Origin of the sequence: Thermodesulfobacterium geofontis OPF15, assembly GCF_000215975.1 — a bacterium.
GTDB lineage: Bacteria > Desulfobacterota > Thermodesulfobacteria > Thermodesulfobacteriales > Thermodesulfobacteriaceae > Thermodesulfobacterium > Thermodesulfobacterium geofontis.
In genome coordinates, this window is record NC_015682.1 from 209,390 (window position 1) to 223,467 (window position 14,078).

13 protein-coding genes and 1 tRNA gene are annotated in these 14,078 nt (G+C 37.4%); 10 read left to right on the forward strand and 4 right to left on the reverse strand.

The genetic code is table 11. The annotated features are described in order from the left end of the window. The first annotated feature begins 6 nt into the window (after positions 1–6). Both TOPB45_RS01135 and TOPB45_RS01140 read left to right on the forward strand, forming a co-directional pair. A complete protein-coding gene (locus TOPB45_RS01135) occupies positions 7–885 on the forward strand; it encodes a UbiA-like polyprenyltransferase (protein ID WP_013909036.1) in 879 nt (292 codons plus the stop codon). A gap of 6 nt (positions 886–891) precedes the next feature. After that, positions 892–1,677, forward strand: coding sequence for a ParA family protein (locus TOPB45_RS01140; RefSeq protein ID WP_013909037.1), 786 nt, complete (start codon positions 892–894; stop codon positions 1,675–1,677). On the opposite strand, the gene TOPB45_RS01145 is transcribed toward TOPB45_RS01140, so the two are convergent. Next, complete coding sequence (locus TOPB45_RS01145; protein ID WP_013909038.1) at positions 1,670–2,896, reverse strand: putative DNA modification/repair radical SAM protein; 1,227 nt, start codon at positions 2,894–2,896, stop codon at positions 1,670–1,672. The genes TOPB45_RS01140 and TOPB45_RS01145 overlap by 8 nt on opposite strands. Before the next feature lie 425 nt (positions 2,897–3,321). Continuing rightward, entirely contained in the window at positions 3,322–3,687 is a 366-nt protein-coding gene (locus TOPB45_RS01150; RefSeq protein ID WP_041430280.1) for a hypothetical protein, read from the reverse strand. Positions 3,688–3,859: 172 nt separating this feature from the next. Between TOPB45_RS01150 and TOPB45_RS01155 the strand changes: the two genes are divergently transcribed. From TOPB45_RS01155 to rsmD, 8 genes are all read left to right on the forward strand, one after another. Continuing rightward, the gene (locus TOPB45_RS01155; protein ID WP_013909040.1) at positions 3,860–4,465 is read left to right on the forward strand and encodes a TetR/AcrR family transcriptional regulator; all 606 of its coding nucleotides are present in this window, start codon (positions 3,860–3,862) and stop codon (positions 4,463–4,465) included. After that, positions 4,462–5,574, forward strand: coding sequence for an efflux RND transporter periplasmic adaptor subunit (locus tag TOPB45_RS01160; protein ID WP_013909041.1), 1,113 nt, complete (start codon positions 4,462–4,464; stop codon positions 5,572–5,574). The genes TOPB45_RS01155 and TOPB45_RS01160 overlap by 4 nt, the downstream gene beginning before the upstream one ends. Next, positions 5,571–8,705 (forward strand): efflux RND transporter permease subunit, encoded by a 3,135-nt coding sequence (locus TOPB45_RS01165; protein WP_013909042.1) that lies wholly within the window; start codon positions 5,571–5,573, stop codon positions 8,703–8,705. The genes TOPB45_RS01160 and TOPB45_RS01165 overlap by 4 nt, the downstream gene beginning before the upstream one ends. Further along, complete coding sequence (locus TOPB45_RS01170; RefSeq protein ID WP_013909043.1) at positions 8,698–10,095, forward strand: efflux transporter outer membrane subunit; 1,398 nt, start codon at positions 8,698–8,700, stop codon at positions 10,093–10,095. The genes TOPB45_RS01165 and TOPB45_RS01170 overlap by 8 nt, the downstream gene beginning before the upstream one ends. A gap of 470 nt (positions 10,096–10,565) precedes the next feature. Next, positions 10,566–10,639 (forward strand) — tRNA-Pro (locus TOPB45_RS01175). A 73-nt stretch (positions 10,640–10,712) separates the two neighbouring features. Beyond that, positions 10,713–11,150, forward strand: a complete 438-nt coding sequence (gene speD, locus TOPB45_RS01180) for an S-adenosylmethionine decarboxylase (protein ID WP_013909044.1) — start codon at positions 10,713–10,715, stop codon at positions 11,148–11,150. After that, the gene (locus TOPB45_RS01185) at positions 11,147–11,971 is read left to right on the forward strand and encodes a spermine/spermidine synthase domain-containing protein (protein ID WP_013909045.1); all 825 of its coding nucleotides are present in this window, start codon (positions 11,147–11,149) and stop codon (positions 11,969–11,971) included. Before speD ends, TOPB45_RS01185 begins: the two co-directional genes overlap by 4 nt. Before the next feature lie 12 nt (positions 11,972–11,983). Then, positions 11,984–12,541, forward strand: coding sequence for a 16S rRNA (guanine(966)-N(2))-methyltransferase RsmD (gene rsmD / locus TOPB45_RS01190; RefSeq protein WP_013909046.1), 558 nt, complete (start codon positions 11,984–11,986; stop codon positions 12,539–12,541). Here rsmD and TOPB45_RS01195 read toward each other — a convergent pair. Together TOPB45_RS01195 and TOPB45_RS01200 are read right to left on the reverse strand one after the other, a co-directional pair. Next, positions 12,513–13,226 (reverse strand): fibronectin type III domain-containing protein, encoded by a 714-nt coding sequence (locus TOPB45_RS01195; RefSeq protein WP_013909047.1) that lies wholly within the window; start codon positions 13,224–13,226, stop codon positions 12,513–12,515. The two genes, rsmD and TOPB45_RS01195, sit on opposite strands and share 29 nt — an antisense overlap. Positions 13,227–13,238: 12 nt before the next feature. Beyond that, positions 13,239–14,078, reverse strand: a complete 840-nt coding sequence (locus TOPB45_RS01200; RefSeq protein WP_013909048.1) for a fumarate hydratase — start codon at positions 14,076–14,078, stop codon at positions 13,239–13,241.

Genomic DNA, 14,078 nt, shown 5'->3' on the forward strand with positions numbered 1-14,078 from the left:
AATCTTATGGAAAAAATTATAAAAAAACTTAAACTTTACTCAGAACTTTTGAAATTTGAACATACTATTTTTGCTTTACCCTTTGGTTTAGCAAGTTTATTAATTCTTTATAAAGTCTTTCCTTCTTGGGGGAAAATTATATATATTTTAGGTGCTCTCGTTTCTGCAAGAACACTTGGAATGGCTTTTAATAGACTTATTGATAAACCTTTTGATGAAAAAAATCCAAGAACCTCTATCTGGCCCCATGCTAAAGGATTAGTAAAAGATTGGGAAATAAAACTGATTATCCTTTTTAGCTCACTTCTTTTTATATTTTTCTGCTATAAAATAAATTTTTTAGCCCTTTTGCTAAGCCCTATAGTTATATTTTTTCTTTTTATTTATCCCTTTGCCAAAAGATTTACCTATTTTCCTCATCTTTTTTTAGGATTAGTCTATTTTTTAATACCCATAGCTATTGATATAGCTCTAAATGAAAATGTTTCCTTAATAGCTATTTTCCTTGCAGGGGCTATGGCTTGTTGGGTGGCAAGTTTTGATATTCTCTATAGTTTGCAAGATATTGAATTTGATAAAAAAATGGGACTAAAATCTATCCCTGTAAAATTTGGAATAAAAAATGCTTTAAGAATAGCCAAATTTTTACACTTAATAACCTTTTTTCTCCTTCTTTTAACTGGATATTTTTATCCTAAAACAACTTGGATATATTTTGTAGGGCTTATTTTAATTGCTATTTTTTTAACTTATGAACATAGTCTTATTAAAGAAAATGACCTTTCCAAAATCAATAAAGCCTTTTTTACAGTCAATGGTTTTATTAGTATTATCTTCTTTTTAGTGATTTTAATAAACAATCTTTATTATCATTTTTTAAAATAATGATCTATGAAAATTTTTGCTTTTATTAATCAAAAAGGTGGGGTTGGAAAAACAACAGTTGCTATAAATCTTGCAAGGGCATTAAGTCTTAAGAATTATAAAATTCTTTTAATAGATTTTGATCCACAAGCAAATGCTGGAAGTGGATTAGGAATAAGGGTAAACAAAGAAGAAAGTATTTATCAGGCTTTAATAGAGGGAAATTGTGAGAGATTTTTTAAAAATCCCTATCCTAATTTTTATGTCTTACCTTCCTCTATTGATCTTGTTGGATTAGAGGTTGAATTGGTAGACTTACCAGAAAGAGAGTATCTACTTAAAAAATTAATTGAAAAAAGCACTTTTAATGGTTTTCCTTTAAAGAATTTTTTTGACTTTATATTTATAGATTCGCCACCTTCATTAAGTTTAATAACAGTAAATATACTTACTGCCTGTGAAGGGGTAATTATCCCTTTACAATGTGAATATTACGCTCTTGAAGGATTGTCCCTTCTTGTAAGAACAATAAGGGGAATTAAAAAAAGTTTTAATCCAGATTTAGTTCTCTTTGGTCTTGTTTTAACCATGTATGATAAGAGAAACAGACTTTCCTATGAAGTAGCTGAGGAAGCTAAAAATCATTTTAAATGGATTGTTTTTAATACTCTTATCCCGAGAAGTGTAAGGGTTAGTGAAGCTCCAAGCTTTGGAAAGCCTGTAATTGACTATGAACCTCAAAATAAGGCAAGTCTTTCTTTTATAGAATTAGCTGAAGAATTTTTAGAAAGGGTTAAAAATTACTCTAAATAAAAGACGAAAAATTTTCTTTTCCAAGAGAAAAAAGTTCAGTTTGTCTATAAAAAAGTGTTTTTTCCTTTTTTGAATCAACTAAGGGTTTACCATTAATAGTAATAAAATATTTTGCCTTTTTTAGGGGAATTCTAAGCTTTTTTAAAACCTCTTCAGAAATAACTCCATATTTGCGAGCTTGTATAATCTTTTTTGCAGAACTTGGGCCTATTCCAGGAACTCTTATTAATTCCCAATAATCTGCTTTAGTTATCTCAACTGGAAAGAAATGAAGATTTCTTATAGCCCAAGATAATTTAGGATCAACTTTTAAATCCAGATTTTTTTCTTCTTGAAATAGTTCATCTACTTGAAATCCATAAAAACGAATAAGCCAATCTGCCTGATATAATCTGTGTTCTCTTAAAAAGGGAGGCTCTTCTATAGCTGGGAGATCAGAATCTTTATTAACAGGAATATAAGCTGAATAATAAACTCTTCTTACCATTTTTTGAGCATATAATTGTTGAGCTAAGGATAAAATAACTTTATCAGAATCAGGAGTTGCTCCAATTATAAGCTGAGTTGAAGCTGGAGCTTTTATTTCTTTATTTTCATAAAGTTCTCTTATTAATTTTAATGGATTTAAAAGTATAGGTAAACTTTTTTCTGGGGCGAGTTTTTTAAGACTTTCTTCAGTGGGAAGTTCAAGATTTGAACTTACACGATCAGCAAGTTTTAGAGCTTTAGCTATCAATTCAGGAGAAGCTCCTGGGATTAATTTTAAATGGATATATCCTTTAAACGAGTATTTTTTCCTTAAGAGACTTGCAGTCCTAATCATAAGTTCCATAGTATCATCTGGTGTACGATAAATTCCTGAACTTAAAAAGAGACCTTCAATATAATTTTTACGATATAACTCCACTGTGAGATAGGCAATTTCTTCAGGAGAAAAAATTGCTCGGGGAACATCATTTATACGACGATTTATACAATATTTACAATTGTTTATACAATAATTGGTTAAAAGGATTTTTAAAAGAGGAACACATCTTCCATCAGAACCCCAGGTATAATAAATTCCACTTAAATAACTGTTTTTCAAACCATAGGCTGGGGTTTCTCTTTTTCTTCCGGAACTGCTACAGGAATTATCATAACTTGCAGCAACAGAAAGGATATTTAGTTTATAAAGCAGATCTTTTTTCTTCTGTAAAATCTGAAAAGAGAGCCCCATAAAATTATTTTTCTCTATTTTTATTTTTAAAAAATTATGGACTAAAATTCCCCAACTGTCAATGAGATATGAGGCTGTTTCAAAAAAACATTTACTTTTGGTTCCCCTACAAATGATCTTTAGATAAACATTCTCACTACCCTAAAGCTTGAATCAAGCTTTAACTTTATAGACCCAAATAATGGCTCTATCCGGTACCTATATCTACCGTACCTTTTCCAGTTTTCCATCGATAACTTTCTAACTGGATGTCTTATTTTCATCCTAAAGGTTTCTTTCACTCTTATAGCAGGCTCACATCCAAGCTCTTAAACCCTCTGAATTATGTCTATCGCATCGTAGCATCTACCAATATAACAACTGTAAGCCTCACATGGGCTTGGACCATCCTTATCTTCGTTCCTCTTTGCCAGTTAAGACAATATTTATCTCCAAAGCCAAACCCTGTGGCACAAGCCAATATAATGCTTTACTCGAGCTTCTCCTCGAAAAAAGACCTTAGAAATCTCCTCTATGAAAACTTTTAAAAGCTTCTCCTCCAAATTTTTAACTCTGAAGTCGCCAATCCCGTAGAGAGGAGGTAGGAAAGTTTTGTTGAGAAGCCAAGGCAAGCGTTTCTCTGTGAGGGGCGTCCCATTAAAGTCTGATACAACCAAAGAGGCGATTATAACCTTGTCTGCATATTTTTGAGGTCTTCCACGCTTTTTTGTTTTAGGTTCTGATTTAACGTTTGAGAGAAAATAAGTCACAAAGGTATATAATTTTTCTAAAGAAAATGAACTTCTCCTCATACCTCCCATCTAAAATTAGTATCATTACAGAAAATATCATATAAACTAAAATTTTGAAACAGCCTCTTAAAGGGGTTGACAAAGAAACAAAAATTTTTAAAGTAAGTACTAACTTACTAAATAAAAAAACATTTTTTTTTTTTTTTTTTTTTTTTTTTTTTTTTTCATAAAAATGACAAAGCTAAAGGCTAAAAAAGAGAAGACGCGGGAAAAGATTTTAGGGACCGCTTTGAAGCTTTTTTCGGAAAAGGGATACCTTGGCACGACTACAAAGGAGATAGCCTCCTTAGCCGGCATAACCGAGACTACCCTCTTTAGGCACTTCCCGAGTAAAGAGGTCATCTTTGAAGAGGTCTTAAAACGCTATTCCTTTCTGCAAAAGCTTAAGGAGCTTATGCCTCAGGTTGAAGATCTGTCTGCTGACAAGGCATTTACACTTCTTGGTAAAGCCTTTTTGGAACGTTTAAGGGAAAGAAAGCCCCTCATCACCATCCTCCACAGTGAACTAAACCTCTACCCAGAACAGGTTAGGAATGCCTTTCAAGCCATCATAAGCTCAATAAAATCCGAATTTTCAAAGTATCTTTTCAAGCTCAAAAGGAGAGGGGAGCTAAGGGAGGATGTTCATCCTGAGATAGCGGGGCAAGCCCTCTTAGGGATGATTTTTTCCTATTTTTTACTCAAGGATATTAAAGGGGTACCGGTTTGCGAAAACTTTAGCGAAGAAGATATTCTCAAGGAATATATCCAAATCTTCTTAAAAGGAGTGAAGAAATGAGCTTGAAAAGGACTTTTTTTATTCTTATGCTTTTGGTCCTACTTGTCTCCTGTGAAAGGGGAGCAAAAGAGGGGGAAAAGCCTTCATCAGCTCAGCCCTCCAACATGACCGTGCCTGTATCCATCCATAAGCTTGAGGAGAAAGATTACGACTTTAGGGTTGAGCTTCCGGGGAAGACAAGAAGCAGAGAGAGCATTGTCGTTGTAGCAAGGGTAACAGGCATTTTACAGAGGATGCTTGTTAAGGAGGGAACCTTTGTTAAAAAAGGACAAACCCTCTTTATCATCGAGCGCGACCCATACGAAGCGGAGTATCAGGCAGCAAAGGCAGAAGTTGAGAACGCAAAAGCTGAGCTTGAGAAAGCTTCAGCGGATTGGAAGCGCGTTTCCTCTTCCTATAAGGCTAAGCTTGTAAGCGAGGCAGAAAGGGACCAAGCCTATGCCAACTACCAAAAGGCTTTGGCAAACCTCTCCTTAGCTCAGGCAAGGCTTCGTCAGGCTGAGATCAACCTAAACTACACCGTGGTCAAAGCTGAGATAAGCGGGTATGTAGGAAAAAGACTCGTTGACCCAGGCAACCTGGTTCAGCCTGGGAAGGAGCTCATCTCCCTCTATTCTGTCTCGCCTCTTGAGGTTGAATTTTCTATACCGGAGAGGGATTTGGAAAGGCTTGGTCTTCTTGGGAACTACGGGAAGCTCAAAGGCAGGACGGTTGAGGTAAAAAGAGATGAGATGAAGCATCAAGAAATGGGTAAGATTTTCTTCGTTGATGCAAGGCTTGATGAGACGGCAAGCCTTAAAGCCAAGGCTCTGATCTCCAACTCACAGAAGAAGTTTTTGCCTAACCAGTTTGTCAAGGTGGTTATCTCTGAAAAAAGAAGGGGGCTTCTCCTTCCACAGAAGGCAGTCCTCTTTACCCCGAGGGGACCGATTGTTTATGTAATTGAGAACGGAACTGCAAACCCCAGAGGAATTACCATCGAAGAGGTTGATAAGGATTACTTCCTTGTTAAAAGTGGGCTAAGAGAAGGCGAGGTTGTGGCTCTTGACAATCTAATGAGGCTAAAGCCCGGAGCCAAGGTTAAGGTTATTCAAGGAGAAGGAAGATGATATCCCAGTTTTTTATTCGCAGACCAAGGGTAGCTTTAGTTTCAGCCATTGCAGTCGTGCTTTTAGGGTTGATTTCACTTTCTGTCTTACCAGTTAAGGAGTATCCAGCCCTTACTCCACCCCAGATAGTGGTTACTGCAAGGTATCCGGGAGCTGATTCTGAAACGATTGCCAAAACGGTTGCTGCCCCTCTTGAAGAAGCGATAAACGGCGTTGATGGTATGCTCTACATGGTTTCTTCTTCAACCTCAGCGGGAGTTTACACCTTGAATGTTTACTTTGAGGTTGGCTGGGACCCTAATGTAGCGAAAATGGATGTAAACAACCGCGTTCAGATTGCGCTGCCGAGGCTTCCTGAGGAGGTAAGAAGGCTTGGCGTTGAAGTTCGGGAAAGAAGCCCGGATATACTTAAAGTTGTAGCCTTCTACTCTGAGGGAGGGCAGAGGGATGTAGTCGAACTTGCTAACTTCCTTCTCATCAACGTAATAGACGAGTTAAAAAGAGTTCCCGGTGTAGCCGATGCCATTCTCGTTGACCCTAAGGTATATTCTATCAGGGTGTGGCTTTTGCCTGATAAACTTTCTATGTATGGGTTAACGCCCCTTGAAATCTATCAGGCAATTTCTCAACAGAACCAGCAGTTTACCGCTGGTGCCTTGGCGGATGAGCCAACCACAGAGAGACCTTTCTTTACCTATGTTCTTAGAGGTAGCGATAGGTTCTCCTCGGCTAAACAGTTTGAAGAGATACTGGTTAAAGTTTTGCCTGATGGTTCGACCTTAAAGCTTAAAGATGTGGCAAGGGTTGAGCTAACCTCTGAGCAGTTTAACCGCAATTCCTTCTTTAAGAAGCAAAAGGTTTTACCTGTTCCCATCTTTCTTACAAGCAGAGCAAACGCCCTTGAGGTTTCAAAGCTTATTGACGAAAAGCTAAAGGAGTTAAGCAAAACCTGGCCCCCAGACATAAAGTACTATTTTCCCTACAACCCTACGGTTTTTGTTAAAGAATCGATCAAGGAAGTGTGGATAACCTTTGGACTTGCCATCCTTTTTGTAGTCATTGTGACCTACTTTTTCCTTGGGGGGCTTGCTCCAACAATCGTTCCAACCTTAGCCATTCCAGTCTCCATCTTTGGTGCCTTTATCGTTATGTATGTTCTTGGCTTCTCAGTAAACCTTCTTACCCTGTTTGGGTTGATCTTAGCCATTGGGCTTGTGGTTGACGATGCCATCATCGTCGTTGAAAACGTGGAAAGACATATGGAAGAGGGGCTACCGGTAAAAGAAGCAACTCTAAAAGCCATGGAAGAGCTTACCTCACCGCTTATCGCCATCGTTCTTGTGCTTTCTGCCGTCTTTATACCGGCAAGCCTTGTTGGCGGTTTTATCGGAAGGTTCTATCAACAGTTTGCCGTAGCTATAGCAAGCTCGGTGCTTATTTCAGGTATGACTGCCTTGGTTTTTAGCCCAGTCCTCTGTACCCTTCTCCTTAGGGAAAGGGAGCTACACAAACGCCCCATCTATCCGGTTTATCTTTTTCAGCTTATCTTTAACCGAGCAAGGGAAAGCTATGTAGAGCGGATAAAGTTTCTCTTAAAGAGACCCGCAATCTTTGTCTTGCTATTCCTTTTAATTCTACCTCTAACCTATGTTTTAATAAAAAGGCTACCTACTGCTCTTGTCCCTACTGAGGATAAAGGGGCTCTTTTTTTGATCGGGAACCTTCCACCAGGTAGTTCCCTTAAGCGGACGGAGGAGGTTCTATCCAAGATTGAGGACATCTTTATGAAGAACCCTTACATTGACCGCTACGTTGCCATCTCGGGCTTTGACCTTCAGGGCTTTACCTATTCTACAGATTCTTTAGGTGGCTTTATAGGATTGATAGATTGGAGCAAAAGGACTAAGAAGGAAGAGACCTCTTTTGCCCTTACCCAAAGGATAAACAAAGAGCTTTCTCAGATTAGGGAAGCCGTGCTTTTTGTGGTAAGTCCTCCGGCTATTATGGGGTTTGGAAGAGTAGGAGGGTTTGACCTTTATCTTGAGGATAGAACCGGTGGTGATATAAGGCAGATGTTTGAGGTTGCTCAAGGTTTTATCAACAAGCTTAGAGAAAGAAAGGAGCTAACCTTAGTTAGAACAACCTTCAACCCCTCAAACCCTTACTTTGAGGTAATAGTCGACCGAACGAAGGCTGAAGCCTACGGGGTCTCGGTTAACGATGTATATAAGACTTTGAGCATGACCTTAGGGGCAAGCTATGTGAACGATTTTAACCTCTTTGACAGGGTTTACCGAGTATACCTTCAAGCAGAATTCGATTATCGTAAAGCATTTGATGACCTTAGCAAGGTCTATGTTAAAAATAAAAATGGCGTTCCCATCCCCGTTGCTAACCTTGTAGAGATTAAGCCCCTTAGCAGACCGCAGCTCCTTGAGAGGCATAATCAGTTTAAAGCGGTGCGCATCCTTGGTGAGCCTGCTTCTGGCTACACAACCGGCGATGCCATAAGGGTGGTTGAGAAAGTAGCTAAGGCTACCCTTCCCCCTGGGTATACCATCGGTTGGGTGGGGCAAAGCTTGCAGGAGGTTTTATCCCAGCAGAAGGGTTACGTCGTCCTTGCCATGGCTGTCCTCTTTGTCTATCTTATCCTTGTAGCTCTTTATGAAAGCTGGCTTGCTCCGATTGCGGTTATCCTCTCCATTCCCTTCGCCCTTCTCGGGGCAAGCTTAACCTTAAACCTTTTGAAGCTTCCCAATGATGTGTATTTTCAGGTTGGGCTTGTGACCTTGGTAGGTCTTTCCGCAAAGAACGCTATCCTTGTTGTGGAGTTTGCCGAAGAGCGTATCAGACGAGGTATGGACATCATCTCAGCCATTCTTGAAGCTTCCTATCTTAGGTTTAGACCAATAGTTATGACCTCTTTTGCCTTTATCGCTGGAGCCATACCCTTAGCGCTAAGCACAGGAGCTGGCGCCATGAGTAGACATGTTATCGGTTGGACTGTTGTCGGAGGTATGCTCTTTGCAACCCTTTTGGGAACCCTCTTTATCCCGCTTCTCTACTATGTGATAAAGGCTTTGAGCTTAAAGAGCTTAAAAATCCTTAAAAGAGGCAAAGAAAATGCGTAAGTTGCTTATACTATTTGCAAGCTCTTTTATCCTTTTTGGATGCAGTCAAGGGGTAAAGCTTGATGCACCAGAGCTTGACCTGCCAAAGGAGATTGCTTCTAAAAGTCTAAAGGGGGAGGCAGAAAAAAAGAAGGAGCTATTGCCGGACAAGTTCTGGGAGGCTTACAATGACCCTATCTTAAACGAGCTTGTGGAAAAAGCTCTACGGCAGAATGAAGATATCCTTATCGCTGAGGCAAGGATAGAGCAAACTTTAGCCATGGTCCGCTATGTGGGAGCAGATAGGTTCCCCTATCTTGGTTATGGGGCAAGTGTAACCCGGCAGAGAACCTCTGAGGAAACTATAGGTCCAAAACCTGGCTCTACCTACACCACCTATCAGCTCAACCTAAATGTTCAGTATGAGCTTGACCTTTTTGGCAGAATCAGCTCTCAGGAAAAGGCAAGCCTTTATCGTTATCTTTCTACCCTTCATGGTCGGGACGCCGTTAAGCTTTCGGTGATAAGCCTTGTCATGAACGCATACTTTGACCTTTTGGCAAAGGAAAGGATGGTGGAAGTAGCTGAGAGACAGCTTCAAACTCTGAAAGAAATATACAACCTTAGGGAAAAGGAATTTGAGCTTGGTTTGGCAAACATTCAAGTTGTTCTTCAGGCAAGGTCTGAGGTAGAAGCCATAGAACAAACGCTAAAATCCTTAAAGCAGGAAAGGGAGCTTCTAAGAAACCTCTTAGCTCTCCTTGTTGGTGAGAGCCCAGCTAAGATGTTTGAAAGGAGCGCCAAAACTTCCCTTGATTACCCTCAGGCTTTAAGGCTCCCTCCTCTTTTGCTTTCTGAGGTCTTAGAAAGAAGACCGGACATTCAATCGGCTTTAGAAGAACTAAAGGCTTCTGCCTATGATGTAGCTTCAGCCAAAGCCGAATACTTCCCAAGGATCACCCTTACTTCAGCCCTTGGTTATCAGAGCATAGAGCTTGCTAATCTTTTCAAAGGAGGTGCAACCTTCTGGAATATAGCGGGTTTAATTACCGGTCCCATCCTTGATTTTGGGAAGAGAGAAAGCAAGGTTAAGCTTGCTCAAGCAAAGCAGAGGGAAGCTCTCTTAAACTATGTTAAAACTGTTAGAACTGCCTTTAAAGAGGTGCAGGATTCTCTAATTCAGCTTGAGATGCTTGAAGGAAGGATAAAGGACTTAGAACAAAGGGTAAAGACGCTTGAGGAGCTATACAAAGTTTCTGAGCTTCGTTACAAAGAGGGCTTATCGAGATATTTAGAAGTTTTAGACAGTGAAAGGGCTTTGCTTTCCGCAAAGCTTGATTTAGAAAGACTAAAGGCAGACTACTACAAATCCCAGGTCTACTTTATAAAAGCTATAGGGGGCGGTTTTTAAAAATGAAGACTTCCTTTAAATCCGACTCAAAACCTTCTAAAACTAAAGATTTTAAGACCTTGTCAACCTTGTATTCCTGATAGAGCTTAAAACCTTCGTCTATCAAAGTATAGACCTCTAAGGTTTTTTTTGTCTTGGTTAACAATCCAGTATTCTTTAACTCCGTAAATAAGATAAATATTTGTTTCTCTCTAATTGCCCTCATGTATGAAGGGTATCTATCTTTAAATCAAATAAAGCTTTTCCTTCATCAAAATTATTACTCGAAACATCTTCCCCACTTCGTAAGTGAGATAAATTAGAATTATTTTAATTTCCTGCAATTTTATTGCAAAAGCCAAGCACCTAAGAAAGTGCAGTTAGAATTTTTATAATAGGAAATTTTTGAAACAGCCCCATCCACATATTGACATTTAAAAAAAATTTTTTATTATAGAAAATGTTAAGAAAGGATTTTTTGTCTTTTAGATCGGGACGTAGCGCAGCTTGGAAGCGCACCCGCTTGGGGTGTGGGGGGTCGGCGGTTCAAATCCGCCCGTCCCGATTTTTTTATTGGTAAAATTTTTTATTTTCTAAAATCCAATAAAGCCAGGCACCTTGCCTGGGGGAGGTGAGCTATGAGAGCACTTGAACCCATTCGTCAAGTGGAAAGATTTGAAATTACTCCTACCCAGCAAGGTGCACTTAAACGAAATATATGGAGCTATCACCTAATTGTAGAGTTTTGGGATTCTCCCTTTGAGCTTTTAGCAAAAGCTAAAATTGTAGAAAGGGCTCTTAAATCTGCACTTACTAACTCTAATCTTAATAACAATATAAGAACCATAAGCTACCAATTCCAACCCTTTGGAGTTTCAGCACAAGCAAGTTCTGGGAGAGCTAATGTCTATATTCATACCTGGCCCGAAAATGGATACTCTGCAGTTGATATAATAGCTGATACAAAAGAAGAAGCTTATAAAATCCTTGAAAATTTACAAAAAGCCCTTAAACCTAAAAATGTGTATGTAGCTGAAATATCCAGAGGGATTTCTGAAGACTGGGGTGAAACTTGACTGGAAACTTTTGGTGGAAAGAAAAGATTCACCGAGATTTTGGGCACGCTTATAAAGTTGAATTAGTATTTGAAGAAAAAAATTTACAAAAAATACAGATTTTTAAAAACCCCTTTTGGGGTTATTTTCTTGTTTTAGATGGTATTGTCCAATTTACAGAAAAAGACGAATTTATTTATCACGAAACTATAACTTATCTTCCTGCTAGTTTGCTTGAAAATCCTCCAGAAAAGGTTCTTATTATAGGTGGAGGAGACGGAGGAGCTTTAAGGGAATTACAAAAAATTCCCTCTATAAAAAAAATCATTCAATTTGAAATAGATACCCTTGTTTTTGAAGTCTGCCAAAAATATTTTTTTAAACTTTCAGGTAATTATCATGATCCCCGCGTTTCCTTTATTATAAAGGATGGTTTAGAGGGGCTCAAAGAATCTCCAGAAAAAGAGTTTGATCTCCTTATTGTAGATTGTACTGATCCTGTAGGACCAGCTAAATCTTTATATACCTATGAATTTTATAAAGAAGCTTATAGGGTTTTAAATGAAAAAGGAGTTTTTATCCAGCAAGCAAGTCTTCCTGTTTATTTTCCTCAAATTTTAAAATCTTCTTATCCTTTAATAACCTCTGTCTTTCCTATAGTAAAGATTGTAAGAACTTTTGTCCCTTCCTATGGAGAAGAGATAGCTTTTTTACTTGCTACTAAAGAACCAAAGGATTGGTTTAATCCCAAACAAGTTTTTAAAGGTAAATACTATCATCCCAGTCTTAACCCCTATTATTTTTCTATACCTAATACTTGGATTGATATCCTTTCTAAATAAAGGAAGATAAACTTGCAAATCACTGGAGGTTTTTTAAAAGGTAGAAAGCTTGTTTGTCCATCTAAGGATTTAGATTTTATTCGTCCTCTTAGAACAAGAATAAGAAAAGCTCTTTTTGATATACTTGGTCAAAACTTATCTGATTTAAAGGTACTTGATCTTTTTGCAGGAACAGGAGCACTTGGAATAGAGGCTATTTCAAGAGGGGCAAGTTTTGCAGTTTTTGTAGATAATAGCCCTATAAGTATATCCATTATCAAAAAAAACCTTGAAAGATTTAATCTTCTTGATAAGGCTCAAGTTTTTAAATTAGACCTTCCTAAGGGACTTAAAATTCTTTCCAAAAAGTTTCAAAATTTTTTTGATTTAGTTTTTATAACCCCTCCCTATGAAAAAGGATTAGCTTTGAAAACAATCAAAAATTTCCCAGAAAATTTATTAAAAAAGCAAGCCTTAATTATTGTAGAAGAAAGAACAGGGGTTTTTCTTCCTGAAAAAATAAACAATTTTAATCTTCTTCAAAAAAGAAGTTATGGAGAAACTACTCTACACATTTATCAGGGGTCTTAGGTCCTGGAATTAAAGTTCCTCTAAAATTTAAAATTGCCCTTATATTATAACAAACTCTCTCTCCGGGCTTGATTTTATCAAAATATTCTTCTTTATTCCTAATTTCTATAAGTTCTGTCTTTCCTTTAGAAATTTTCTCTATTTGGTAAAAAATTTCTCCTTCTAAATAAAGTCCATAAATATCTTCTTTTGGTCTTTCCCAAGTTATTAACACTGCATCTTCTCCTAAGGCTTTAATCTGAAATTTCTGAGGAAAAGAAGGGGGATTATGCCAGAAAATAGTAACAGGTTCTGAAAAAGGAGTTTCCACAAGAAAATCCTTAACTACTTTTATTCTGTAAGAATATTCATGACGATGTTTAAGTTCATAATCATAATAAATGAATAAATTTCCTGCTGAATGAAGCTTAGGGGAAAGTTTAATAATTTTTTCTTTTTTCTTAGCTTTAGGAATATCAAGAGGAAGCTCAGTTTTTTCAATAATTAGGCTTTTAATTTTACTTAGAGGATAGCCTCCTTCTGTTTTTGTAGGAAGTGAAATTAAAAGCTCTACTCCTTGGGGAGTTAAATTAACTTCAAAGGAAAGTCCCTTAGGAATACTTTCCTTTATAGGAAGAGGCTCTGTTTTTTTCCCACAAGAAAAAATAAAAAAGACTAAAAGAAAAATAATTAAAAATCTTTTCATTTTTAAAATCTTCTACAAGATTTTAATTCTTTCTATTCTTGCTGAATGACATTGAATATTTACAGCAACTGGCAAGCTTGCAATATGACAAGGATAAGTCTCAATATGAACCCCTAAACAAGTTGTCTCACCACCAAATCCAAGAGGACCAATTCCTAAATTATTTATCTCTTCCAAAATTTCTTTTTCAAGTCTTGCTATTTCTTTATCAGGATGAGGTTCTCCTAAGGGTCTAAAAAGTGCTTTTTTAGAAAGAAGAGCTACCTTTTCAAAATTACCTCCTATACCAATTCCTACAATAATTGGTGGACAAGGATTTGGTCCTGCCCTTTTAACAGTTTCAATTACAAATTTTTTAATTCCTTCTATTCCAGCTGAGGGAGAAAGCATACAAAGGGCACTCATATTTTCACTTCCGCATCCCTTTGGCATAAGATAAATCTCTAAAACATCTTCAGAAACAATTTCATAATGCACGATAGCTGGGGTATTTGTATTAGTATTTTTTCTACTGAGGGGTTCACAAACCGATGCTCTTAAAAAACCCTCTTTATAAGCAAGGTATAATCCCTCATTAATAGCAGATTCTAAATCTTTAGTGACAATTCTTTCACCTTTTTTTATCCAGACAACAGCAATACCTGTATCCTGACAAAGAGGTAATCTTTCTCTTTTAGCTATCTGAGCATTCTCAAGAAGAATTTCTAAAACTATTTTGGCTAAAGGATTTTTTTCTTTCTCTAAAGCTTTTTCTAAAGCATAAATTTGTTCCTTGGGGAGCTCAATACAAGCTTTAATGTACCCTTCTTTAACTAAAGAAATTATATTTTCGCAAGAAACCTCTTTTTTCAT